The sequence below is a fragment of the Citrobacter sp. RHBSTW-00859 genome, from assembly GCF_013729795.1.
GTDB lineage: Bacteria > Pseudomonadota > Gammaproteobacteria > Enterobacterales > Enterobacteriaceae > Citrobacter > Citrobacter braakii.
In genome coordinates, this window is record NZ_CP056284.1 from 919,638 (window position 1) to 943,581 (window position 23,944).

General features: G+C 53.1%; 20 protein-coding genes. 17 read left to right on the forward strand and 3 right to left on the reverse strand.

The annotated features are described in order from the left end of the window. The first annotated feature begins 14 nt into the window (after positions 1 to 14). Together vexD and vexE are read left to right on the forward strand one after the other, a co-directional pair. The gene (gene vexD / locus HV302_RS04675; protein ID WP_016154310.1) at positions 15 to 1,319 is read left to right on the forward strand and encodes a Vi polysaccharide ABC transporter inner membrane protein VexD; all 1,305 of its coding nucleotides are present in this window, start codon (positions 15 to 17) and stop codon (positions 1,317 to 1,319) included. Positions 1,320 to 1,338: 19 nt separating this feature from the next. After that, the gene (gene vexE / locus HV302_RS04680; protein ID WP_181626972.1) at positions 1,339 to 3,321 is read left to right on the forward strand and encodes a Vi polysaccharide transport protein VexE; all 1,983 of its coding nucleotides are present in this window, start codon (positions 1,339 to 1,341) and stop codon (positions 3,319 to 3,321) included. A gap of 228 nt (positions 3,322 to 3,549) precedes the next feature. Here vexE and HV302_RS04685 read toward each other — a convergent pair whose 3' ends face one another. After that, positions 3,550 to 4,086: a GNAT family N-acetyltransferase gene (locus HV302_RS04685; RefSeq protein ID WP_016157400.1), complete on the reverse strand. Its 537-nt coding sequence runs from the start codon at positions 4,084 to 4,086 to the stop codon at positions 3,550 to 3,552. A 710-nt stretch (positions 4,087 to 4,796) separates the two neighbouring features. On the opposite strand from HV302_RS04685, the gene HV302_RS04690 reads away from it, so the two are divergent. The 7 genes from HV302_RS04690 to HV302_RS04720 all read left to right on the forward strand — a co-directional run bounded on the left by HV302_RS04690 (position 4,797) and on the right by HV302_RS04720 (position 12,748). Then, positions 4,797 to 5,494, forward strand: a protein-coding gene (locus HV302_RS04690; RefSeq protein ID WP_223429336.1) for an IS1 family transposase whose coding sequence is annotated in 2 segments (ribosomal slippage) — positions 4,797 to 5,046 and positions 5,046 to 5,494 — 699 coding nt in all. Because the reading frame shifts where the segments join, the coding sequence is not laid out codon by codon here. Positions 5,495 to 5,823: 329 nt separating this feature from the next. Then, positions 5,824 to 8,286, forward strand: coding sequence for a poly-beta-1,6 N-acetyl-D-glucosamine export porin PgaA (gene pgaA / locus HV302_RS04695; RefSeq protein WP_181626973.1), 2,463 nt, complete (start codon positions 5,824 to 5,826; stop codon positions 8,284 to 8,286). A 9-nt stretch (positions 8,287 to 8,295) separates the two neighbouring features. After that, positions 8,296 to 10,317: a poly-beta-1,6-N-acetyl-D-glucosamine N-deacetylase PgaB gene (gene pgaB, locus HV302_RS04700; RefSeq protein WP_016157399.1), complete on the forward strand. Its 2,022-nt coding sequence runs from the start codon at positions 8,296 to 8,298 to the stop codon at positions 10,315 to 10,317. Next, positions 10,314 to 11,648, forward strand: a complete 1,335-nt coding sequence (gene pgaC / locus HV302_RS04705) for a poly-beta-1,6-N-acetyl-D-glucosamine synthase (RefSeq protein ID WP_016154305.1) — start codon at positions 10,314 to 10,316, stop codon at positions 11,646 to 11,648. Before pgaB ends, pgaC begins: the two co-directional genes overlap by 4 nt. Further along, positions 11,645 to 12,151 carry a poly-beta-1,6-N-acetyl-D-glucosamine biosynthesis protein PgaD gene (gene pgaD / locus HV302_RS04710; RefSeq protein WP_049041934.1) on the forward strand — a complete coding sequence of 169 codons (507 nt, stop codon included), beginning with the start codon at positions 11,645 to 11,647 and terminating at the stop codon, positions 12,149 to 12,151. The genes pgaC and pgaD overlap by 4 nt, the downstream gene beginning before the upstream one ends. An 82-nt stretch (positions 12,152 to 12,233) precedes the next feature. Then, a complete protein-coding gene (gene yjdI, locus HV302_RS04715; protein ID WP_016154303.1) occupies positions 12,234 to 12,464 on the forward strand; it encodes a 4Fe-4S mono-cluster protein YjdI in 231 nt (76 codons plus the stop codon). A gap of 11 nt (positions 12,465 to 12,475) precedes the next feature. Next, positions 12,476 to 12,748: a GNAT family N-acetyltransferase gene (locus HV302_RS04720; RefSeq protein ID WP_016157396.1), complete on the forward strand. Its 273-nt coding sequence runs from the start codon at positions 12,476 to 12,478 to the stop codon at positions 12,746 to 12,748. A gap of 42 nt (positions 12,749 to 12,790) precedes the next feature. On the opposite strand, the gene HV302_RS04725 is transcribed toward HV302_RS04720, so the two are convergent. Continuing rightward, positions 12,791 to 13,720 (reverse strand): LysR substrate-binding domain-containing protein, encoded by a 930-nt coding sequence (locus tag HV302_RS04725; protein WP_046276120.1) that lies wholly within the window; start codon positions 13,718 to 13,720, stop codon positions 12,791 to 12,793. Positions 13,721 to 14,111: 391 nt separating this feature from the next. On the opposite strand from HV302_RS04725, the gene HV302_RS04730 reads away from it, so the two are divergent. The 7 genes from HV302_RS04730 to HV302_RS04760 all read left to right on the forward strand — a co-directional run bounded on the left by HV302_RS04730 (position 14,112) and on the right by HV302_RS04760 (position 22,615). Then, a complete protein-coding gene (locus tag HV302_RS04730) occupies positions 14,112 to 14,717 on the forward strand; it encodes an ankyrin repeat domain-containing protein (protein ID WP_016157395.1) in 606 nt (201 codons plus the stop codon). Positions 14,718 to 14,843: 126 nt separating this feature from the next. Next, on the forward strand, positions 14,844 to 15,632 hold the full coding sequence (locus HV302_RS04735) for a DUF2877 domain-containing protein (RefSeq protein ID WP_181626975.1): 789 nt from the start codon (positions 14,844 to 14,846) through the stop codon (positions 15,630 to 15,632). Then, a complete protein-coding gene (gene fdrA, locus HV302_RS04740) occupies positions 15,610 to 17,157 on the forward strand; it encodes an acyl-CoA synthetase FdrA (protein WP_181626976.1) in 1,548 nt (515 codons plus the stop codon). The genes HV302_RS04735 and fdrA overlap by 23 nt, the downstream gene beginning before the upstream one ends. Continuing rightward, positions 17,157 to 18,575 (forward strand): DUF1116 domain-containing protein, encoded by a 1,419-nt coding sequence (locus HV302_RS04745; protein WP_016154297.1) that lies wholly within the window; start codon positions 17,157 to 17,159, stop codon positions 18,573 to 18,575. Before fdrA ends, HV302_RS04745 begins: the two co-directional genes overlap by 1 nt. A 117-nt stretch (positions 18,576 to 18,692) precedes the next feature. After that, positions 18,693 to 20,243 carry a hypothetical protein gene (locus tag HV302_RS04750; RefSeq protein ID WP_016154296.1) on the forward strand — a complete coding sequence of 517 codons (1,551 nt, stop codon included), beginning with the start codon at positions 18,693 to 18,695 and terminating at the stop codon, positions 20,241 to 20,243. Positions 20,244 to 20,269: 26 nt separating this feature from the next. Further along, entirely contained in the window at positions 20,270 to 21,220 is a 951-nt protein-coding gene (locus tag HV302_RS04755; protein WP_047499340.1) for a carbamate kinase family protein, read from the forward strand. Between the two features lie 12 nt (positions 21,221 to 21,232). Next, the gene (locus tag HV302_RS04760; RefSeq protein ID WP_094168799.1) at positions 21,233 to 22,615 is read left to right on the forward strand and encodes an amidohydrolase family protein; all 1,383 of its coding nucleotides are present in this window, start codon (positions 21,233 to 21,235) and stop codon (positions 22,613 to 22,615) included. Positions 22,616 to 22,660: 45 nt separating this feature from the next. On the opposite strand, the gene HV302_RS04765 is transcribed toward HV302_RS04760, so the two are convergent. Beyond that, positions 22,661 to 23,548, reverse strand: coding sequence for a nickel/cobalt efflux protein RcnA (locus tag HV302_RS04765; protein WP_181626977.1), 888 nt, complete (start codon positions 23,546 to 23,548; stop codon positions 22,661 to 22,663). A gap of 120 nt (positions 23,549 to 23,668) precedes the next feature. Here HV302_RS04765 and rcnR point away from each other — a divergent pair, with 120 nt between their 5' ends. Continuing rightward, positions 23,669 to 23,941, forward strand: coding sequence for a Ni(II)/Co(II)-binding transcriptional repressor RcnR (gene rcnR / locus HV302_RS04770; RefSeq protein WP_016154292.1), 273 nt, complete (start codon positions 23,669 to 23,671; stop codon positions 23,939 to 23,941). Positions 23,942 to 23,944: the final 3 nt, after the last annotated feature.

A 23,944-nucleotide genomic window follows, 5' to 3' on the forward strand; every position in this document is an offset into this window, starting at 1 on the left:
TATACGGATAGAGTGTGGAAAATTCAGAACGTATTAAAAAATGGAAAGAGGAAAGGGCGAAGGTAGCAGAAGAAAGCCGAGCCTCGCGACTACAACAAAAAGAGAATGAACGCTCCCTTCGCCAGACGGAAAAAACGGCCGATGCGAAAAGTCATCATCGCCCAGATGCCGGGTGGTCCGCGACGGATGCTGATTCCGTCCGTAGAGCGTCATTGGTTATTAAAGAGCGACGTGTTCAGCAAGCCAAACAATCGCTACGTCGGCTCTTTCTTTATATTGCTTTGCCGCTGCTGGTTATTATGCTTATGTCGTGGCTATTAACTTCGCGTTTTTATAGCGCGGATGCCACCTTTATTGTGCAAACTGATGCCAGCCAGGATAATTTTTCTGGAACAGCTTTCTTTGGTGCAGGCAATGAGATGTCGGAGGGCTTTCAGGTTCGCGAGTTTATACTTTCGAAAGAAATGATGGAGCGGATGGAAAAAGAGCTCGGTTTTTTATCTTATTTCGCGCAAGACGATATCGCATTATTTTCCCGCTACCACGCGCCGCTGGGTATTAATGATGATCCTTATCGTTACTATTTATCGAAAGTCTCGGTTGCTGTCGATATTCAACAGGGCATGCTGCGTTTAAACGTCAAGGCGCGGAGTGCGAAACAGGCTGAGTTTTTTGCCCAGCGCATTCTGGCTTTTGCTGAACAGCACGTTAATACCGTTTCAGCGCGGATGCAGCAGGAACGAATTTTATGGCTGGAAAACGATGTTAAATCGGCCCAGGAAAATCTGGGGGCAGCTCGGCTTGAATTGCTAAAAATACAGCATATACAAAAAGATATTGAACCGCAGGAAACCGTGACCGCGATTTATCAATTAATTGCTGGCTTTGAAACGCAGTTGGCGGAGGCGAAAGCGGAATACGCGCAACTAATGGCTAATGGTTTGGATCAGAACCCCCTTATTCCTCGCCTGTCGGCCAAAATCAAGGTCCTGGAAAAGCAGATCGGCGAACAACGTAACCGCCTGTCAAATAAGTTAGGGTCGCAAGGCTCTTCAGAAAGCCTGTCCCTGTTTGAAGATCTTCGCCTGCAGAGTGAGATCGCCAAAACACGCTGGGAATCTGCCTTACAGACCTTACAGCAAGGGAAGCTTCAAGCGTTACGTGAGAGACGGTATTTGCTGATCATTTCTCAACCGATGGTGGTGTCTGACACCACTCGCTATGCCGATGGAACAAAGTGGTTACTGTTCTTCGTGTTGCTGGGCATCGCGTACCTGGTGACTTCTCTCCTGATAACTATCAGGCGGATGCGTGAATAAGGCGGAGTAAGGAAATACGATGAGCTTGCACTCTACATGTAAAAAAAAATCGCCAACCACCCTGCTCAAACAAGAGGATTGGGAGGGGCTATGTCACTATTTCGGGCAGCATCCCGAAAAAGTGCGAGATAGTGCTGGAAATGAGCAAAACATTATTCTCTTCGCTATCGCGTGTTTGCGTAAAGATGAAACAGATGCCGCGCTGACTTTGTTGTCCGACCGTGTGCTGACAGCAAAGAATAGCCGTGATTTATTGCGACGCTGGGTTATTTCGCCGCTGGCATCACATCATCGGGACGCTGTACTACAGGTGGTTAACAAACTGCTGGCGGTGAATGTGTGCCAGCCGGAGGATGTCCTGCTGGTCGCAAGCGTGCTGCTTAAGAGTAAACAATATGCGACTGTTGCTGACTTAGCCGAGCGGGCATGGCTCGCTTTTTCGGGCAATAGCAAAATTTTTGCCCTCCATTTGCGCAGCCTGACGCTGGTGGATAAAGAGTTACAGGCAATCTCGTTGGCCAGAACACAGGCGCAGGAAGTTCCCCCGCGGGGAGATATGATTGAGACCTGCCTCCGTTTCTTAAATAAAAGCCGCCTACCAGAAGATCATGACCTGGCCCGCGCATTGCTCCCTTTCTTCGCGTTAGAAAAGCAGGAGTCGGCGGGGCTGGCGGTTGATACGCTGTGCGCTGTCGGTAAATATCAGGAAGCCATTCAGACTGGGGGGTCCGCATTAGCCCGTGGGTTGGATGGTGCGGCGCTGCGTCGTAGCCTGGGGCTTGCCTACTATCAATCCGGTCGCAGCCGGGAAGCGAAACTTCAGGCCGCTGAGCATTGGCGTCATGCCCTGGATTTTAACCCTGATAATTTACGGATCGTGACCCTGTATGCCGATGCCTTAATCAGAACGGGTCAGAATGAGAAAGCCATTCCGTTACTGCAGCAGTCGCTCGCGACTCATCCTGATCTTCCTTATGTCAGAGCCATGTATGCCCGAGCACTGCGCCAGGTTGGGCAATACGCTGCTGCCAGCGATGAGTTTGTACAACTGGCAAGGGAAAAAGGGGCGACCAGTAAATGGAACCGTTATGCCGCGGCGGCGTTGTTACAGGCGGGGAAAACAAGCGAAGCGGAAAGCGTCTTTGAGCACTACATTCAGGCCAGAGCAAGCCATCTGCCTCAGTCATTCGAAGAGGGGCTGCTGGCGCTTGATGGGCAAATATCTGCCGTTAATCTACCGCCTGAGCGCCTTGACTGGGCATGGGAAGTTGCCGGCAGACAGTCCGGTATCGAGCGCGATGAATGGGAACGCCGGGCGAAGTGGGGGTATCTTGCCGATAATTATCTCCTCGACTGGCTTGAATGCCGTGGAGAGCAGGCCGACGAACCGATGTATCGGTTGGCCGATATATCGCATGTCGAGCAGTTTTTCCAACGTCTGCAGCTCGATAAGCGTGGTTGCATTGTTGTATCGGCTCATATGGGCGCAATGTATGCCGGGCCGATGATCCTCTCCTTGCTGGAAATGAACAGCAAATGGGTGGCTTCCACGCCTGGCGTGCTCAAAGGGGGCTACGGTGAGCGGTTGATTTCGGTTAGTGACAAAAGCGAAGCGGACGTGGTCAGGGCCTGCATACAGACCTTACATAGTGGGCAGTCGCTTGTTGTGGCGATCGACGGCGCGCTGAATTTGAGCGCGCCGACTATCGACTTTTTCGGCCAGCAGATTACCTACTCCACCTTTTGCTCTCGACTTGCCTGGAAAATGCACCTACCCACCGTATTTGGTGTTCCGGTGTGGCGAGACGGGCGCATCCATTTTGTTTTGGAGAAAATGGTCGATCCGCAGAGGTTCGAAAGCCAGTCTTCTTTTATTGAGCGCTGGAAAGACAATTACCTGAAATGTGTAACCCAAATCCTGAATAGCGGGCCTGAAAATCTGAGACTGTCGGGGGGGATTTGGCGAAATATCACGCGCAGGGATGAATCATCTTCGGGCTGAAAAGACGTTTGCCCCGCGATGCCTTTGGCGCACCAGGCGGGGCTGCCCGTTAAGTAAAACTGAGTTATTCTATTTAGAAAGCATCCGTTTATTAACGTTCGGGTGCTTTTTTCGTTCTAACGAGCTGAAAAATGGAGAATTATATAATAGCTACGTTATACCTGATTGTGGTTCTGTTTGTCTGAGGATTACCAGAAGACAGTATCCTGAAGTCATCCCTTAGCAATGTTAAATAGCGGCATCGAAATCCGCTGGTAGCGTACTGTTACCTGTACCCAGGCTGCGTTGCATTAATACCGTATCAAGCCAGAGCCCATGCTTGAATCCAATGTTCGTCAGCGTACCTATTTTCGTAAATCCGGCCTGCTGATGGACTTTCAGCGATCCCTGATTATTGCTGTCGCCGACGATAGCGATCAACTGCCGATAACCCTGCGTTTCAGCCCACTCAATTACATGGCGTAGCAACGCTTTTCCCACCCCCTGACGCTGTGCCGTCGGGTCAATATAAATCGAATCTTCGAGGGTATAGCGATAGGCATAACGCTCGCGGTAACGGGTGAGATAGCAATACCCGATGACCTTATCTTCTTGCAATGCGACAACCCATGGCAGTCCCAGACTGCGGATTTTTTCCAGACGATCCTGCATCTCGCGGGTATCCGGCGGGTCAGTTTCAAAGCTGCCGGTACCGTGATTAACATGATGGGCGTAGATATCGCGTATGGCGGGGATGTGTTTTTTTTCAGCGTTAACGATTTTCATTGACCAGCTCCCATTGGCATCTTTGTCCAAATTACCTCAAAGGCTGGAGGGAAGGTAAGTGCAAAAAATTATGTGTCTATACCCGTCATTCTTTAAGCTGCATGTACCTTGGCTACGCTAGCTCACTTCAGTCACATAGTTCGCTAAACTCCTGGGGATTTACTCACTTGCCGCCTTCATGTAACTCGAATTATTTAGGGTATATAAATTATTTTCAATGTAAATAAGCTTTCAAATTGTAAGGGTAAACGGGGTGTGGTTGATACTGTCAATAATACGCAAGGTTGGTAAATACTTTAGCGAGTTGAGCAATGCACAATTCTTCGCGCACGTATTATGGCGGATACCAAAATACCAATTTTGGTAGATTTCTAGGATAGGTCAAGAAGTCATTTGATTTTATTGAGTTTTTACTGTTTTTTTTACTGTACTTAGTTCTGCTTATGACTGTACCTTTAATTTCATTTTATCGACCCTGTTCGAAACTTAAAATTAGGTTATATTATTTACATTGTTATCTTTGTTGTTATCAGGGGCATTATTATCAGAACTTTCTCTATCCGCACACAATAGTTACCATGCAAACAGTTGCGCGGTGTAGCTATGCCAACCAGCAATAGTTATCATCGTCACAAGGTTTCGTCATGCAAACTTAGGTGATGCTGCCAACTTACTGATTTAGTGTATGATGGTGTTTTTGAGGTGCTCCAGTGGCTTCTGTTTCTATCAGCTGTCCCTCCTGTTCAGCTACTGACGGGGTGGTGCGTAACGGCAAAAGCACTGCCGGACATCAGCGCTATCTCTGCTCTCACTGCCGTAAAACATGGCAACTGCAGTTCACTTACACCGCTTCTCAACCCGGTACGCACCAGAAAATCATTGATATGGCCATGAATGGCGTTGGATGCCGGGCAACCGCCCGCATTATGGGCGTTGGCCTCAACACGATTTTACGTCACTTAAAAAACTCAGGCCGCAGTCGGTAACCTCGCGCATACAGCCGGGCAGTGACGTCATCGTCTGCGCGGAAATGGACGAACAGTGGGGCTACGTCGGTGCTAAATCACGTCAGCGCTGGCTGTTTTACGCGTATGACAGGATACGGAGGACGGTTGTGGCGCACGTCTTCGGTGAACGCACTCTGGCCACACTGGAGCGTCTTCTGAGCCTGCTGTCGGCCTTTGAGGTCGTGGTATGGATGACGGATGGCTGGCCGCTGTATGAATCCCGCCTGAAGGGAAAGCTGCACGTAATCAGCAAGCGTTACACTCAGCGCATTGAGCGACATAACCTGAATCTGAGACAACATCTGGCAAGGCTGGGACGGAAGTCACTGTCGTTCTCAAAATCGGTGGAGCTGCATGACAAGGTCATCGGGCATTATCTGAACATAAAACACTATCAGTAAGTTGGAGTCATTACCCAAACTTAATCTAAATCCAGAATTCAATCCCAAGAGTATTAGGATTATTTAGTCTAAAATACTTTTTTGTCTAAGAGTTTTCGTATCGCATAGCCACGAACTACGCTGAGTGATAAAATTTTCGAGTTTACGCCTGCTTTCCCACGATTAGAGGGCGAGGCGCGGGTAGTCAATAAGACGAAAGAATTAATTGCTTCATAACCCTATTGCAAAATAAGCGGCATTGCATCTTACATGGTCGGGTATCGTAAGTAACTGACTGTAATATATTGAAAACGCTTATTTTTACTCTGATGTAAGTTATAAGGGCAGATATGTTAAGTATGCGTCGACATGCCAACTTCATTAAACGTTTTAAGTCTTTAAGCTGTTTATTTACGGCAAGCGTTCTTTTCCCTATGCAAATCTCTGCAGCGACATCAGATTATGACGCTTTGGTTATTGAAGCGCGGGGTGGTAATAGTGCACCGTTATTGCGTTATCTAGAGGATCAGGGAAAGCAAAGCGCGCTAACGCCAAATCAGGTTGCCGACTGGCTGCAAGTTTCCAGTTGGGTTGATAACAACGATAAAGCCACTATTGAAATCTGGCAGCGCTATCGTGGGCAGATGGATGTGCCTGCGCGCGGCAAAGTCGCCGCTGCACGTGCGTACCGTAACCAGAAAAACTGGAATGATTCATTGGCGGTATGGGAAAGCGTTTTACAGGAAGAGCCTGACAACGTTGACATACGCACCGGCTGGATAATGACGTTGGCAGATGCTCGCTACAATCAGCAAGCCCTTACTGAAGCGAATAAATGGGCACAGGCACATCCGGGGGCTGACTCCGATGCGCTACTTGCCTACGTATATCATTCTCAGGGAAAAAACTGGGACGCGCTGTTGGTTGCCAGCCAGGCGGATGACGTTGATCCTGGCAACAAAAATGCAAAATCTACGCTGCTGTCTGCTCTGTCAGCAAACCGTGTTTCCGGACCCGCCTTAAATATGGCGGAGGTAGTGCCTACGGCAGATCCTGTGAAGCGCCGCCTTGAGCTTGATGCGGCCGCCGAAATGGTACGCTCCTCCTATACGTCTGCACGTAATGAAGAAGAGCGGTTTATCGTGGCGGATAAAGCGCTGGCCCGCTATGACCAGTTGCTGGCTGCCTGGAAGGATGAGCCATCCGCGCAGAATGATGTCCGTCGGGCGAGAATTGACCGCATGGGGGCTTTGCTGGTTCGTAAGCGAACGTCTGAAGTGATTAAGGAATACGAATCGCTTTCTGCGAGCGGCGAAGTGCCAAACTACGCAAAACGCTGGGTAGCATCGGCATGGTTAAGCGAACGCCAGCCAGAAAAAACCGAAGCGATGCTGATGAGCATCTACTACCCGAATGGACCGATTCCCGTTACGCCGCTTGGTCCTGAGGATCAACAGGATCTGTTCTACGCGCATATCGATAATGAAAACTTTGATGCCGCTAAAAAACAGGCCGAAAACTTAATCAAAGAGAGTCCGTACCTGCGACGCATCTATGGTTCGCCAACGCCACAGCCTAACGATAACTGGCTGCTCGGACAGTCGATGCTGACGCAATATTATATTGCTGCCAATGAACTACCTGAGGCTGAAAAGCTCGCAGAGCATCTGGCGCGAACAGGTTCAGGTAACCAGGGGCTGCGCATATCTTATGCCTCCGTTCTTGAAGCGCGTGGCTTGCCGCATGCGGCGGAGAAAGAGCTGAAGCTGGCGGAAGTGATTGAGCCAAGTAACCTGGAACTGGAACGTCAGCAGGCTTATGTTGCGTTGGATCTCCAGGAATGGAGGCAGGCCGATGAACTGACGGATGATGTCATTGCTCGTAGCCCGGATGATGAAGCGACGCTACGCCTCGCGCGTATTCGTGATGTCCACAAAATGTCGGAAGTGCGCATTAGCGGCACACAAGGGATCTCGTCCGATAGCCCGGTCAGCGGTAAGAATGACTTCAACATCAATACTGCCATTTACAGTCCGCCAATTAACGACAACTGGCGATTGTTTACTGGATTCAACTTTGCTACTGGCGAATTTGAGGAAGGTAAAGGCATCAGCCGCGATCTGGCGGCGGGGGCGGAATGGACTTCCCGCGACTACTGGGCAGAAATGGAAGTCTCTGGCCGAAATTATGGCGATGGTCAGAAAATTGGCGGTCGTCTTTCCGGCTGGCATGACTTCAATGACAACTGGCGCGTAGGCGGTTCGGCCGAGCGCTTGTCGCGTAATACGCCACTGCGCGCGCTGCGTAGCGGCGTGTATGCCAACGGCGGCGATATGTTTGTTCGCTGGTATCAAAACGAACGACGTGAATATCAACTGTCGTTTGCCGCATCACATTTCTCAGACGGTAACGATCGCATCGAATACGGACTCAGCGGAAAAGAGCGCATGTGGACAACGCCGCGCTTCACCCTGGACTTTACCCCGGGCATCGGCGGGAGCACCAACACCAAAGAGAATGTGCCGTATTACAACCCGAAGAGTGATTTTTCTGTGGTACCTGGTCTGAGCGCGGAGCAGGTTCTTTACCGCCATTATGACACCGTGTGGACGCAGCAAGGTCTGGCTGGTGTAGGTGGCTATTGGCAGCAAGGCCAGGACGCTGGTGCCATCGTTCAGGTGGGATACGGACAACGGCTCAAATGGAACAACGTCGTAGATGGCGGGGTGATGCTGATTTGGGATAAACGCCCCTACGACGGTAAACGTGAGCGGAATATCTCCCTCGCTTTCGATTTAAATGTCAGGTTTTAAGGATTGTTCATGCTGAAAAGATGCCTGTGGCTTAGCGCATTAATCGCTGGCTGGTTGATGATTACCGCGTGCAGTAGCGCGCACAATACAACGCCTCGCTACGTTCCTCCCGCAGAGAGAACGCCGCTGACGGCGGATCATCCGTGGCCGAAAAATAGCTTCCTGGTGCTCGGCTACCACGATGTCGAGGATGGTGCCGCCGACCAGCGCTATCTTTCTGTGCGCACCAGCGCGTTGAGCGACCAAATGGCCTGGCTGCGTGATAATGGCTATAACCCGATCAGCGTGCAGCAAATCCTGGACGCCCATGACGGTAAAATCGTGTTGCCAGAAAAAGCGGTCTTACTCACCTTTGATGACGGATATAGCAGTTTTTATACCCGCGTCTGGCCGCTGCTGAAAGCCTACAACTGGCCTGCGCTTTGGGCGCCGGTGGGGAGTTGGGTTGATGCTCCCGCCAACAAAAAAGTCGATTTTGGCGGCTTAATGACGGCGCGAGATAAATTCGCCACCTGGAAAATGGTCGAAGAGATGGGCAAATCACCGTTGGTGGAAGTCGGTGCGCACACCTGGAATTCGCATTTCGGTGCACAAGCCAACCCGCAGGGAAGTAAAGAACCGGCGGTGGCGAACCGCCTGTATGATAAGAAAACCGGCACTTACGAAACGGATGAACAGTACACGCGCCGTATAAACGCGGATATCTCTCTCATCACCAACAAGATCAAATCGGTGACCGGGAAATCACCGCGCGCGTGGGTCTGGCCGTACGGTGCGGCCAATGGCACAACGTTAAACCTGGCTAAAGAGCATGGCTATAAGATGGCCTTCACGCTCAACGAAGGGTTGGCGAATGCCGCGTTTCTTGATGACATCCCGCGCGTGCTAATCTCTGATAACCCCTCTCTTAAGCGCTTTGCCAGCCAGGTCGCTCAGGTACGTGAACCGCAGACGATGCGCGTGATGCATGTCGATCTGGATTACGTGTATGACAAGGACCCTGCTCAGCAGAAGCGAAACATCGACAAGCTTATCCAGCGCGTTTATGACATGCGTATTTCTCATGTCTTCCTGCAGGCCTACGCCGATCCGCAGGGCGACGGAAATATTCGCGAGCTCTATTTCCCTAACCGCTGGCTGCCGATGCGTGCCGACCTCTTTAACTATATCTCCTGGCAGTTACAAACGCGGGCAGGGGTGACGGTGTATGCCTGGATGCCGGTTCTGGCTTTCGATCTCGACGCTTCCATCCCACGCGTAACCGCCTGGGATCCGAAAACGGGACGTACAGCGATCAACCGCGAGAACTATGTCCGTCTGTCTCCCTGGAGCAGCGAAGCGCGTCAGCGCATCACTGAAATCTATGAAGACCTGGCCAAACACGCCAGCTTCAAAGGGATTTTGTTCCATGACGATGCTTTCCTGACGGACTTTGAAGACGCGTCACCGGAGGCGTTGGCTGCCTACCGCGCCGCAGGGCTTCCCGGAAGCATTGAGCAAATCCGTAGCAATCCACAGGCGTTCGAGCGCTGGACGCGACTGAAAAGTAAGGTGCTGATCGACTTCACCAAACAACTGACTCAGGCGGTGCGTAATATTCGCGGTCCGCAGGTGCAAACGGCGCGCAATATTTACGCGATGCCGGTACTGGAGCCGGAGAGTGAAGCCTGGTTTGCGCAGAACCTGAATGATTTCCTCAATACCTATGACTGGACGGCACCGATGGCGATGCCTTTCATGGAGCAGATCCCGGCTAATGATGCCAACGCCTGGCTCGACAGATTAGTGAATGCCGTTGCACAAACGCCCGGCGCGCTGGACAAAACCGTGTTTGAACTACAGGCACGAGACTGGCGTAAATCCGGGGACGAGGCTGAAATCAGCGGAAAACAAATAGCCGAATGGATGCGCCAGCTGAAATTAAGCGGTGCGGGTAACTACGGCTATTACCCGGATGATTTCATCAGCGACAAACCTGAGATGTCAGAGATTCGCTCGACGTTCTCCTCATACTGGTACCCGCAAAAATGACCGATCGCATAATTGCTTTCCTGATACTTTGCCTGATGTTCAGCCTGCCGTTTGGCGTGGCGGTCATCTTTACAGGTGAAGTGATGTTGAACTTCGTCTTCTTCTGGCCCTTGTTTATGTCTGCTTTGTGGATAAGCGGCGGGGTCTATTTCTGGTTCTACCGTGAGCGTCACTGGAAATGGGGAGATGACACACCGCCACCGACGCTGGAGGGGAATCCGCTGGTTTCCATTCTGATCCCCTGTTTTAACGAAGGGATCAATGCGCGCGAAACCATTGAGGCCGCGCTGGCGCAGCGATATAAAAATATTGAAGTGATTGCCATCAACGATGGTTCAACGGATGACACCCACGACGTGCTGGAACAACTGGCGGTGGAATACCCCAGTCTGCGGGTGATTCATCTGGCTGAAAACCAGGGCAAAGCGCTGGCGCTCAAGACCGGGGCAGCAGCGGCGCGCAGTGATTACCTGGTGTGTATTGATGGCGATGCGTTACTGGACCGTGATGCCGTTGCCTATATTGTGGCGCCGCTGATCCAGTTCCCGCGCGTCGGTGCGGTGACCGGGAACCCACGTATTCGAACCCGCTCCACCTTAATCGGTCGGGTGCAGGTCGGGGAGTTTTCTTCCATTATCGGCTTGATTAAGCGCACTCAGCGAGTTTATGGGCAGATCTTTACCGTTTCCGGCGTGGTTGCTGCGTTTCGTCGTCGCGCGCTGGCCGAGGTCGGTTACTGGAGCCCGGACATGATCACCGAAGACATCGATATCAGTTGGAAGCTGCAATTGCGCCACTGGTCGATATTCTTTGAGCCGCGCGCACTGTGCTGGATCCTGATGCCTGAAACGTTAAGAGGGTTATGGAAACAACGACTGCGCTGGGCGCAAGGCGGTGCGGAGGTGTTTATCGTGAACATGCGCCGCCTGTGGTCATGGGAATATCGCCGTATGTGGCCGCTGTTTTTTGAGTTCTGTTTTTCTACCACCTGGGCGTTTGCCTATGCGATCAGTATCGTGCTGTTCCTGTTAGGGCTGATGATCCCGATGCCGGACTCGCTGTATGTACAACATCTGTTCCCGCCGGCCTTTACTGGGCTTATCCTCGGTGTGGTGTGCTTGCTGCAGTTTGCGGTGAGTCTGATGATAGAGCGGCGCTATGAAAAAGGCATTGGCGCGTCGTTGTTCTGGATTATCTGGTTCCCGGTGGTGTACTGGATGCTAAGCCTGTTCACCACGCTGGTCGCTTTCCCGAAAGTAATGCTCAAACGCAAACGCGGCAGGGCGCGTTGGGTGAGTCCCGATCGTGGAATTGGGAGGATCGAATCATGAGCCAGCCGCTGATCTTTACGGAGCAGCGTTTGCTGCCGCGCATCATTGACGTGCTGTTAACGCTTTTTGCCTGGGTTGGCTTTTTATATTTGATCTATAAAGGGCTGATCACCGCTCTGGCGCACTCACCTTATATAGGCGTGCGACCCTTTTTCACCACGCTGGATACGGTCACGTTTTACATCCTTGTCGCGCTGGTCAACGGACTGGTGCTGATTGGTTGGGCAAAGTACAACCAGTTTCGTTTTCGGGTGGAACGTCGCAGTCGCAGGCCCGGACTGGAAGATCATGAGCTGGCGGAAAGTTTACGTATTACCCGGGAACTGGTGACAGAGCTGAACAAAGCGCGGGTGCTGACGGTTCACCATCATGAAAGTGGTGAAATCAGTCATATCGATGTGGACAGGGACATCGCCGATAACCGTCTACCGCCGCCGACGCCTGCGATGCTGGAGTATTTGCCGCCTGAGCCGCAGCCGTCGTGGCAGAAAAGGCCTGAGTGATATTTCTACTTTCAGCTGCTTCCTTCAGCCTCGCACAGGTCTATGATTAGACCCAGACAATAAAAAAATGCGAGGCAATGTCGTGGATAAGGAACTACTGGATGCCGGTTACCGGGCCTATACCGGCGAGAAGATTGACGTCTACTTCAATACGGCGATATGTCAACATTCGGGCAACTGCGTCCGGGGAAGCGCAGCGCTTTTTAACCTGAAGCGTAAACCGTGGATCATTCCGGATGAAGTGGATGTCGCGACGGTCATTAAAGTGATTGATACCTGTCCGAGCGGTGCGCTGAAATATCGCCAGAAATGAGTGAGGGGACCATGGAAATTCTTGCAGGCCACAACAAATTTTATGTTAACGATGCCGAAGGCAATCAGGTTGCCGAGATTGTCTTCGTGCCGACGGGTGAGCATCTGAGCATCATTGAACATACCGATGTCGACCCCAGCCTGAAAGGCCAGGGGGTCGGTAAACTGCTGGTGGCGAAGGTGGTGGAGAAAATGCGCGCCGAAAACCGCAAAGTTATTCCGCTGTGCCCGTTTGCCAAACATGAGTTTGATAAAACCCGCGAGTATGACGATATTCGCGCCTGATAATCTTACGTACGCCGGAAGGCATGACCGCCGTCCGGCGCATCACTCCCGATGCAGCAAATCCTGATAAATTCCCGTCAATACCCCTTGTGGGCCAAACTCTTTTTTAATCCACTGGGTTACACGACCGGTGGCCGAATGCTGGGTCGCCAGCAGCATCCTTGAATCCTGACGCGGGTTGTGGATCTGCCGCGTGACCAGCAACGACTTTTCCATCGCCTCGCGTACCATATAGTCCGGCAGAAAACCGATGCCCTCACCCAGGATCTGGCACTGGCATTTGGTATTAAAATCAGGAACCAGAATCGACTCCTGTCCGTGTAACAGCCAGCCGACCTTCTTGTTGATGGTGTGCGCGGTGTCTTCCACCATGATGTTCGGGTACAGGCGCAGCTGGCTCTCAGAAATCGGTTCAGGCATAAAAGCCAGCGGATGATCCGGGGCAATCGCAAACGACCAACGGATCGCGCCGATCTCGGTGTAATCAATCCCCCCGCCGTCCAGTAACGTATCCGGCGCGCCGATAGCGATGTTGGCGAGGTTGTTAATGATCGAATCCCAGACGCCGTTATACACCTCGGTGGTGACGGTTATCTGGCAGGTTGGAAACTGTTTCTTGAGTACCTGCAGCAGTCGTGCCGTATGTTGAGGGGTATACAACAGTTGATTAATACAGATGCGTACCCGGGCTTCAATGCCCTGAGCAATGGTATCAATACTGCGCTTGATGGCGTGGAAATCGTTGAGCAGGTCGGTCGCCTTGCGAAACAGATAGCGTCCGGACTCGGTCAGCTCAATGCTGCGGGTACTGCGGGTAAACAGCACCACGTCGAGCCCCACCTCCATGCGCTTAATGGTGTAACTAATTGCTGATGTGGTTAAGCCAAGTTCCTCAGCCGCCTTGCTGAAGCTGCTGTAGCGGGCTGCCATCGTAAATGCCAGCAGGTTTTCCTCGGTAAAAATTGAATTCATCTTCCTCCCCTCCGGCGACAAACGCGCATCCGCGACGCGATGATTGTTGAATGTATTTGTAATCCTTATGCAGAGCAATCAGTTTTGAACAGAATTTAACACTAGTTTTACAATTGATTTGAAGGCAATCACACTTCTGTATATTAATTGCAGGCCGCTATCCGTGTAGCATCACGCCTGATTTTCCTGACAACTGATTAATGGCTAAAAGCGGCTCTGTCATAAGGAAAAGATTGCACTACAGCACGTTTTGTTCTCATTGTTAAATTTGATTCAATAATCGACACGCTTACGATGAATGAAATTTAAGCGGATATTATTCTCTGCACTCTGTTGCTATTCTCAGCTTATCGGATATTTAAAAAGTCTAAAAAACTGCAGGAGAGCGATTATGTCAGAGAAAGAACTCATTACTGAATTTCTGCTGGCGGCAGAGCAGGGTGATGCCGATGGATTAAAATCCTGCCTGGCAAAAAATGTGGATATTAATGCCACTAACCGCCAGGGGCGCACTGCCATAATTATTGCCAGCCTGAATAAACATTATGACTGTGTTTCTTTATTGATTGCTGCCGGTGCCGATATTAATAAACAGGATCAAACCTGTTTTAATCCATTCCTGATTAGCTGTCTGACTAACGATTTAACGCTGCTGCGTACCGTATTACCGGCCAACCCCGATCTCAATTGCCTGAGCCGTTTTGGCGGCGTCGGTATTACGCCAGCCAGCGAAAAAGGTCATGTAGAGATCGTGCGCGAACTGCTGCTGCGTACCGATATCAATGTTAATCATACCAACTTTGTCGGCTGGACGCCGTTACTGGAAGCCATCGTGCTTAATGACGGCGGCGCGAAACAGCAGGAAATCGTCAAGCTGCTGCTCGACCATGGCGCAAACCCGCACATGACGGATAAATACGGTAAAACCCCGCTGGAGCTGGCGCGGGAGAAAGGATACCACGAAATTGCCGAGCTGCTGATTGCGGCCGGAGCCTGACAGAGGAGCGCTACTATCGCTACGCCATCACGGCGATGCGTACGGGCGCTAACCGCAGACGGCGCGTTTCTCGCTTTCCGGGGAACGGGACGGGTTGAACAGGTTTTTTCCCGCGCGGTAAACCTGTTGATACCTGAACAGCAGCGGTTGCTGGCGTTACTGAGTGAAGGTAGTGATAACGCGCCTAACAGCTGTCGGCTGGCGCTGACGCATTGTGAAGAACTGTTTCACCCCGGTGAGAGAGTCAGTTTTACCGAATCGGGGATAGCCGTTGGCAACGATAAATGGATAGAAACTTCCGGTTGTCTGCCGTGGCGCATACCACGGTGGAGGCTTGATGCAATAAGCCTTGCTGCAATCCGCTGGCTGCGCTGGGAAGAGGTTATCCGCCAACAGCTAAGAAGCGCTGACACATTATTTCTGTACCAGGGGGATAACCCGTTTTATCTGGAAATCACCCGCCAATTACTTAATCGCCGACAAACATTACTGGCGGCGTTGCATACAGGAGAAAATATCTCTACAGCGGTCAGCCATTTAATTGGTCTGGGGATTGGTCTGACGCCCTCATCTGATGACTATTTAGTGGGTTTAAGCACTATTTTATTTATTCCTGGACATCCGCTGGGGAAATATCGTGATGATTTTTTAGCAGCCTTACAACGTGCCGGAAATAATACCACGCTACTCAGCAAAATAACGCTAGAGGAAGCCTTTCATCAACGTTATCGGGAAAGCGTCGGACGGCTGCTGAACCATATTATTACTGAGCAACAACCCGTTTCTACGCAATATATTACTGACATTAAAAATATCGGCTCAAGTTCTGGCTGCGACATGCTGTATGGCATGGCGGATGCCTGCGCCCTGAGCCACAGGTCCGGAGGGAATTATGTCGATCAGGATAGTTGTTAAAAAGAACACGTATTTTGATTCTGTCTCACTGATGTCTATCTCCACACGCGCAAATAAGCTCGATGGCGTTGAGCAGGCGTTCGTGGCTATGGCGACAGAAATGAATAAGGGCGTACTGAAGAATCTCGGTCTGCTCACGCCTGAACTTGAAGAGGCGAAAAGTGGCGACCTGATGATTGTCATTAAAGGCGCCAGCGAGGCGGCGAACGATCAGACGCTGGTGGCGATTGAAGATTTGTTTACGCATAAAGAGCAGGGGGGGCAGCATGAAGCGCGCTATGCCACGCTCGCCAGTGCGAAGAAGCATGTTCCTGACAGCAACCTGGCGATGATCTCGGTCAATGGTCTGTTTGCCGCGCGTGAAGCGCGTCAGGCGCTGCAAAATAACCTCAACGTGATGCTGTTCTCTGACAACGTCTCTCTTGAAGACGAACTGGCGCTCAAGCAGCTGGCGCATGAAAAAGGGCTGCTGATGATGGGGCCCGATTGCGGAACCGCCATTATTAACGGCGCGGCGCTGTGTTTTGGCAATGCGGTGCGTCGCGGCAACATCGGAATTGTTGGCGCCTCCGGTACCGGTAGCCAGGAGCTGAGCGTACGCATTCACGAGTTTGGCGGCGGGATTTCCCAACTGATTGGCACCGGTGGGCGCGATCTGAGCGAAAAGATTGGCGGCCTGATGATGCTTGACGCGATTGGCATGCTGGAGGCCGATCCGCAAACCGAGATCATCGCGCTTATCTCCAAACCTCCTGCGCCAACAGTGGCGCGCAAGGTGCTGGAACGTGCGCGCGCCTGCCATAAGCCCGTCGTGGTGTGTTTCCTCGGACGTGAAGCCGCGCCTGCGGATGAAAACGGTCTGCTGTTTGCACGCGGCACTAAAGAGGCGGCGCTGAAAGCGGTACTGCTGACTGGCGTGAAAAAAGAGAGTCTGGATCTGCATCCGCTCAACTGGCCGCTGATTGAAGAGGTCCGCGCCCGCCTGACCCCGCAGCAAAAGTACATTCGCGGCTTGTTCTGTGGCGGCACGCTGTGCGATGAGGCGATGTTTGCTGCCATGGAAAAACATGCGGAAGTTTACAGCAACATTCATCCGGATCCGGCTTTTCGCCTGACAGATCTCAACCGCAGCGTGGGACATACCTTCCTTGATTTCGGAGATGACGATTTTACCAACGGTAAACCGCATCCGATGATCGATCCAACCAACCGCATTAGTCGTCTGTTGCAGGAAGCACGCGATCCTGAAGTCGGCGTGATCGTTATGGACTTCGTTCTTGGATATGGATCACATGAAGATCCGGTTGGCGTGATGATCGAGGCGATCGTCGAAGCCAAAGCGATCGCCGCCGCAGAGGGGCGTCCGCTTGAGATCCTCGGCTACGTGCTGGGAACCGATCTCGATACGCCGTCGCTGGAAAAACAGTGCCAGATGCTGACCGATGCAGGCGTGATCTGGGCGAGCAGTAGCACCAATACCGGATTGCTGGCGCGTGAATTTATCTGTAAAGGGGAGGAAGCCTGATGAGCCAGACACTGTTTAACCAGCCGCTGAACGTGATTAACGTCGGCATCGCGATGTTCAGCGATGACCTGAAAAAGCAGAATGTTCCCGTGACCCAGCTCGACTGGACGCCGCCGGGCCAGGGCAACATGCAGGTCGTGGCCGCACTGGACGAAATTGCCGATTCGCCGCTGGCTGACAAAATCGCTGCCGCTAACCAGCAGGCGCTGGAACGCATTATCCAGTCGCATCCGGTGCTGATTGGCTATGACCAGGCGATCAACGTCGTGCCGGGCATGACCCGCAACACCATCCTGCACGCCGGACCGCCCATCTGCTGGGAAAAAATGTGCGGCGCAATGAAGGGCGCGGTCACCGGGGCTTTGGTGTTTGAAGGACTGGCGAAAGATCTGGATGAAGCCGCCGACCTGGCCGCCTCGGGTGAAATCATCTTCTCACCGTGCCACGAGCATGACTGTGTCGGTTCGATGGCGGGTGTGACGTCGGCGTCGATGTTTATGCACATCGTCGAGAACAAAACCTACGGCAACCGCGCATATACCAATATGAGCGAGCAGATGGCGAAGATCCTGCGCATGGGCGCGAACGATCAGAGCGTTATCGATCGCCTGAACTGGATGCGCGATGTGATGGGACCGATGCTGCGCGACGCCATGAAGCTGGCGGGCGAAATCGATCTGCGCCTGATGCTGGCGCAGGCGCTGCACATGGGCGATGAGTGTCATAACCGCAACAATGCCGGGACGGCGCTACTGATACAGGCACTGACGCCGTGGATTATTCAGACCGGCTATCCGGTTGAGCAGCAGCGTGAGGTATTCGAGTTCGTCCTCAGCAGCGATTACTTCTCCGGACCGACCTGGATGGCGATGTGTAAAGCCGCAATGGACGCCGCACACGGGATCGAATACAGCACCGTAGTCACGACGATGGCGCGTAACGGCGTTGAATTCGGTCTGCGCATCAGCGGCTTACCGGGTCAGTGGTTTACCGGTCCGGCGCAGCAGGTGATTGGCCCGATGTTTGCGGGCTATAAGCCCGAAGATTCCGGACGTGATATCGGTGATAGCGCAATTACCGAAACCTACGGCATCGGCGGTTTTGCCATGGCCACGGCACCGGCCATCGTGGCGCTGGTGGGCGGTACGGTTGAAGAGGCGGTCGATTTCTCTCGCCAGATGCGTGAAATCACTCTCGGCGAAAACCCCAACGTTACTATTCCGTTACTTGGTTTTATGGGCGTACCGACCGCTATCGACATTACGCGCGTGGGTAGCACCGGCATTCTGCCGGTGATTAACACCGCAATTGCGCACAAAGATGCGGGGATCGGCATGATCGGCGCCGGAATAGTCCATCCGCCGTTCGCCTGTTTTGAAAAGGCGATCCTCAACTGGCGCGACCGCTACTGCCAATAACAACAATCGGGGCTAACGCTGTTAGCCCCACAGTAGCGAAGCAAAAAACGTTGCTTACCTGCAGGGCTGGGCGATCCCCGGGATCGCAAACGATGCTTAACCTGTTAAGGATATTCCATGAACAGCATAAAACTAGAATGGAAACGTGGTGACTGGGCTGCTTACTTTGGGCTGATGACCAACAACCTGACTAACCTGCTGACAATGATGGGGCTGCTCATTTTTGTCGTCGGGATCCCTACCGAAATTGTCTATGGTCGCATTGCGCCTGCCTTTGGTCTGGCGGTGCTGGTGGCCAGCGTCTGCTACGCCTGGTTTGGCCTGCAGATGGCAAAGCACACCGGGCGTAAAGACGTGACGGCGCTGCCGTCCGGGCCGAGCGCACCGTCAATTTTTACCGTGACCTTCCTGGTGCTAATGCCGGTATATCAGCAAACCAAAGATGCCAACTTTGCTATCCAGATAGCTCTGGTGTGGTGCTTTGTCGAAGCGTTGATCCTGGTCGGCGGCTCCTTCCTGGGCGAGACCATCCGCAAGATGATCCCGCGTACGGTATTACTTTCTTGTCTGTCCGGTCTGGGACTGTTGCTGCTGGCGATGAACCCGATGCTGCAGGCATTTGAAGCGCCGACCGTCTCTTTCATCGTCTTGTTGTTAATCTTCATTAACTGGTTCGGTAAGAAGCCGATTTTTGCCCGCATCCCCACCGGTTTGCTGCTGCTGATTGCCGGTACAGCGTTGGCGTGGATCTCCGGTTTGCAAAGCCCGGAAGCCATTAAATCTTCGATGTCTTCCTTTGGCTTCAACCCGCCGGAAATCCATGTCGACAGCTTCCTGCAGGGTTTGCCGCACGCGCTGCCGTACCTGGCTTCTGCGGTTCCTTTGGGTCTGGCGAACTACATTTTTGACCTTGAGAATATTGAAAGTGCGCATGCGGCGGGGGATGAGTACAACACCCGTAAGGTCATGATGGCGAACGGTTTTGCCTCCATGCTCGGCTGCATGCTGGGCAACCCATTCCCGGTGACCGTATATGTTGGGCATGCGGGCTGGAAAGCGATGGGGGCCAGCATCGGTTATACCCTCGCTTCAGGCATCACCATGTTCCTGGTACCGCTGTTTGGGCTGGGGGCGTTTATGCTCGCGATTATTCCGATGACTGCGATAGTGCCGATTCTGGTGTTTATCGGCGTGGTGACCGCCAACCAGGTGGTGCGAGAGACGCCCAAAGTTGAGGTTCCCGTTATCTTTATCTGCTTGTTCCCGTGGATCGCTAACTGGGCGTTGACCATCGTCAACAGCGTGATGGGCGCCGCCGGAACATCCGCGGGGAAACTGGGTAGCGACCTGCTGCACAGCAAAGGTGTCTATTACGATGGGCTGGTGCATCTGGGAAGCGGCGCGCCGCTGGCCAGTATGCTGTGGGGCTGCGTCGCTATCTTCGCCATTATGAATAAGCCGCTGCGTGGGGCGATTGCCGCAGCTTTTGGCGCGCTGTTATCGCTGTTTGGTGTGATTCACTCTCCGGCGGTTGGCTTTGCAGAAGGCAGTTCGATGATGTTTGTTGTGGCCTACCTGATGATGAGCGGCATGTTTGTCCTCAAGCATGTTCTTGATAGCCGTGAAGCGGTGACTGCGCCTGAGCAGGAACCGACGAAAACGACCTGAATCGCCTGTAAGCGGAAGATAACACTATGAAAGAACTTGTGGTCGTTGCCATTGGCGGCAACAGCATTATCAAAGATAACGCCAGCCAGTCGATTGAGCACCAGGCTGAAGCGGTGAAAGCTGTGGCGGATACGGTGCTGGAGATGTTGGCATCGGACTACAACATTGTGCTGACGCACGGAAACGGGCCGCAGGTGGGGCTGGATCTACGGCGTGCGGAAATTGCGCATGAGCGTGAAGGGTTGCCGCTCACCCCGCTGGCAAACTGCGTCGCCGATACGCAGGGCGGGATCGGCTATCTGATCCAACAGGCGCTGAACAACCGCCTGGCGCGGCGTGGTGAGCAGAAGGCGGTTACGGTGGTCACGCAGGTGGAGGTCGACAAAAACGATCCGGGCTTCGCTAACCCGACCAAGCCTATCGGCGCGTTCTTTAGCGAAGCGCAGCGCGATGAACTGCAGCGGGTCAATCCGGGCTGGCGCTTTGTTGAAGATTCGGGACGCGGCTACCGCCGGGTCGTCGCCTCTCCGGAACCGAAGCGTATTGTCGAGGCTGAGGCGATCAAAACGCTGACCCAGCAAGGTTTTGTGGTGATTGGCGCGGGGGGCGGCGGGATCCCGGTGGTGCGTAGCGATCAGGGGGATTATCAGAGCGTGGATGCGGTGATTGATAAAGATCTCTCCACGGCTCTGCTGGCGCAGGAGATCCGCGCTGACATTCTGGTGATCACCACCGGCGTCGAGCAGGTCTGTATTCATTTTGGCAAACCCAACCAGCAGGCGCTGGATACGGTGGATGTCGCAACGATGACCCGTTACATGCAGGAGGGACATTTCCCGCCGGGGAGCATGTTACCCAAAATCGTTGCCAGTCTGGCGTTCCTGGCGCGTGGCGGTAAGCGAGTGATCATCACCACGCCGGAATGCCTGCCGGCCGCACTGCGCGGCGAAACGGGCACCCATATTGTCCATTCCTGAGAGGAAATGTGAATGAAGGAAAGTAACAGCCGCCGTGAATTTTTAAGTCAGAGCGGAAAAATGGTGACCGCTGCCGCGCTGTTTGGCGCAGTGGCTCCAGTCGCGTATGCTGCTAATCCTGTCGGGAACACCTGCGGGACGAAGAGCACAATGACGATTAACGATAAGCACTATTACCTGGATAACGTCCTGCTGGAAGCGGGGTTTGATTACGAAAACTCGGTGGTGGTGCATACCCGTACCGCGCTGCAAACCGTTGAAATTCAGGACGGGAAAATTGTTGCCCTGCGTGAGAATAAGCAGCATCCGGATGCGACGCTGCCGCACTACGATGCGGGTGGAAAGCTGATGCTGCCCGCCATGCGCGACATGCACATCCATCTGGATAAAACCTTTTACGGCGGTCCCTGGCGTTCGCTGAATCGCCCGGCTGGCACCACCATTCAGGATATGATCCGCCTTGAGCAAAAGCTGCTACCTGAACTCCAGCCATACACGCAGGAGCGCGCGGAAAAGCTCATCGATCTGCTGCAATCAAAGGGCACCTCGATCGCCCGCAGCCACTGCAATATCGAACCGGTTTCCGGGCTGAAAAACCTGGAAAATCTGCAGGCGGTGCTGGCGCGTCGCCAGCCGGGTTTTGCCTGTGAAATCGTGGCGTTTCCGCAGCATGGCCTGCTGTTATCGAAGTCTGAACCGTTGATGCGTGAAGCAATGCAGGCGGGGGCGCATTACGTCGGCGGTCTGGACCCAACCAGCGTGGACGGGGCGATGGAAAAATCCCTCGACACCATGTTCCAGATTGCGCTGGATTACGATAAAGGCGTGGATATCCATCTGCATGAAACCAGCCCGGCGGGCGTTGCGGCGGTGAATTACATGGTGGAAACGGTGGAGAAAACGCCGCAGTTGAAGGGCAAACTGACCATCAGCCACGCATTTGCGCTGGCGACGCTGAACGAACAGCAGGTGGATGCGCTGGCGAGCCGCATGGCGGCGCAGCAGATTACCATTGCCTCGACGGTGCCGATCGGTACCTTGCATATGCCGCTCAAGCAGCTGCGTGACAAAGGCGTGGAAGTGATTACCGGGACCGACAGTGTGATTGACCATTGGTCGCCGTACGGGCTTGGAGACATGCTGGAGAAGGCGAATCTGTACGCGCAGCTCTATATTCGTCCCAATGAACTCAACCTGTCGCGGGCGCTGTTCCTCGCCACCGGCGATGTGCTGCCGCTTAACGATAAAGGTGAGCGCGTCTGGCCGAAGGCGCAGGATGAAGCCAGCTTTGTACTGGTGGATGCCTCCTGCTCAGCGGAAGCGGTCGCGCGAATCTCCCCACGCACCGCGACCTTCCATAAAGGCCAACTGGTGTGGGGGAACGTCGCAAGCTAGCCTGGTTTGATGCGCAGCGGCAATCGCTGCTGCGCTCTCTGCTCGTTAACCGACGATACCCATATAGCCGTGAATCCCCATATATAAGCCGACCATCGCGATAAGCGCGCTGGAAAAATAGGGGGCTTTGCGTGCCAGTGTGTTAAATCCGCTCCAGCGTTTGGCCGCCTGCTGCACGCTGATTGCCGCTCCCACGCCCACCGTTACCAGCGTTAGCGCCAGCCCGAGGCTGAAGCACAGCACCATGGTGGCACCCAGCGTGAAGGCTTTGAGCTGGATGCAAATCAGCAGTACCGTAATGGCGGCAGGGCAGGGGATCAACCCGCCGGTCAGACCAAAAAATAATATTTGGCCGTTGGTGACCTCTTTGCCTGCAAAGCGGCGCTGAATATCGGTAGCATGTGCCCGCTCGTGGGCATCCTGATACGCTTTTGAACCCTCGCTCAGCCCTGCTAACGCAGCATGGTTATGATCGTGGTCATGTTCGTGATGATGGTGGTGAGCTTCACCGTGGTTATGATGGTGGTGATGGTCATCATGATCATGGTGATGCTCATGATCGTGGTCATGATGCGTCTGGGTCAGCCAGTTCTGTTCTCCCTGCCAGGTTCGCCAGAACATCCAGAATGCGGTCCCGAGAATAATAATCGCCGAGACAAACTGCAGCCACGGCTCAACGGCCTGGGCAGTAAACGCTTTGCTGATATACATCCCGCCGAGCGCAATCAGCCATACCACTGCGGTATGCGACAGCGTTGCCGCCAGCCCCAGCATCACCGCCTGTTTGATGGTCCCCTTAATGGCAATAATAAAGGCCGCCATCATCGTCTTGGAATGCCCCGGTTCCAGACCGTGTAACACTCCTAATAGAATCGCGCTGGGAATGAAAAACCAGGCGTTGCCTTGCTGAAGAAGCGTAGAAAACTCACCCATGAGAATGATTCTTCGTTGTTTAATTTTGCCAGATTCTACTCCCCCCCAGTATTAAATACTACCCCCCAGTAGAATGACGATGGTATTGTCGCTACAGCCAGACGTTGAAAAGGTATTGCTATGTCACATACGATCCGCGACAAACAAAAGCTGAAAGCCCGAGCCAGTAAGATTCAGGGGCAAGTAGCGGCGTTGAAAACCATGCTGGATGAACCGCATGAATGCGCGGCGGTATTGCAGCAAATAGCGGCGATCCGTGGTGCGGTAAACGGGTTAATGCGCGAGGTGATTAAAGGTCATCTGACCGAGCACATTGTGCATCAGGGCGATGAAATTAAGCGCGAAGAAGATTTGGATGTGGTTTTGAAGGTGCTCGATTCGTACATCAAATAAGTC

What these genes read in the sequence shown, in the direction of transcription:
- vexE (WP_181626972.1), top strand. Translation starts at nt 1,339, where the DNA reads ATGAGCTTGCACTCTACATGTAAAAAAAAATCGCCAACCACCCTGCTC.
- HV302_RS04685 (WP_016157400.1), bottom strand. Translation starts at nt 4,086, where the DNA reads ATGAAAATCGTTAACGCTGAAAAAAAACACATCCCCGCCATACGCGAT.
- pgaA (WP_181626973.1), top strand. Translation starts at nt 5,824, where the DNA reads ATGTTAAGTATGCGTCGACATGCCAACTTCATTAAACGTTTTAAGTCT.
- pgaB (WP_016157399.1), top strand. Translation starts at nt 8,296, where the DNA reads ATGCTGAAAAGATGCCTGTGGCTTAGCGCATTAATCGCTGGCTGGTTG.
- pgaC (WP_016154305.1), top strand. Translation starts at nt 10,314, where the DNA reads ATGACCGATCGCATAATTGCTTTCCTGATACTTTGCCTGATGTTCAGC.
- pgaD (WP_049041934.1), top strand. Translation starts at nt 11,645, where the DNA reads ATGAGCCAGCCGCTGATCTTTACGGAGCAGCGTTTGCTGCCGCGCATC.
- HV302_RS04720 (WP_016157396.1), top strand. Translation starts at nt 12,476, where the DNA reads ATGGAAATTCTTGCAGGCCACAACAAATTTTATGTTAACGATGCCGAA.
- HV302_RS04725 (WP_046276120.1), bottom strand. Translation starts at nt 13,720, where the DNA reads ATGAATTCAATTTTTACCGAGGAAAACCTGCTGGCATTTACGATGGCA.
- HV302_RS04730 (WP_016157395.1), top strand. Translation starts at nt 14,112, where the DNA reads ATGTCAGAGAAAGAACTCATTACTGAATTTCTGCTGGCGGCAGAGCAG.
- fdrA (WP_181626976.1), top strand. Translation starts at nt 15,610, where the DNA reads ATGTCGATCAGGATAGTTGTTAAAAAGAACACGTATTTTGATTCTGTC.
- HV302_RS04745 (WP_016154297.1), top strand. Translation starts at nt 17,157, where the DNA reads ATGAGCCAGACACTGTTTAACCAGCCGCTGAACGTGATTAACGTCGGC.
- HV302_RS04750 (WP_016154296.1), top strand. Translation starts at nt 18,693, where the DNA reads ATGAACAGCATAAAACTAGAATGGAAACGTGGTGACTGGGCTGCTTAC.
- HV302_RS04755 (WP_047499340.1), top strand. Translation starts at nt 20,270, where the DNA reads ATGAAAGAACTTGTGGTCGTTGCCATTGGCGGCAACAGCATTATCAAA.
- HV302_RS04760 (WP_094168799.1), top strand. Translation starts at nt 21,233, where the DNA reads ATGAAGGAAAGTAACAGCCGCCGTGAATTTTTAAGTCAGAGCGGAAAA.
- HV302_RS04765 (WP_181626977.1), bottom strand. Translation starts at nt 23,548, where the DNA reads ATGGGTGAGTTTTCTACGCTTCTTCAGCAAGGCAACGCCTGGTTTTTC.
- rcnR (WP_016154292.1), top strand. Translation starts at nt 23,669, where the DNA reads ATGTCACATACGATCCGCGACAAACAAAAGCTGAAAGCCCGAGCCAGT.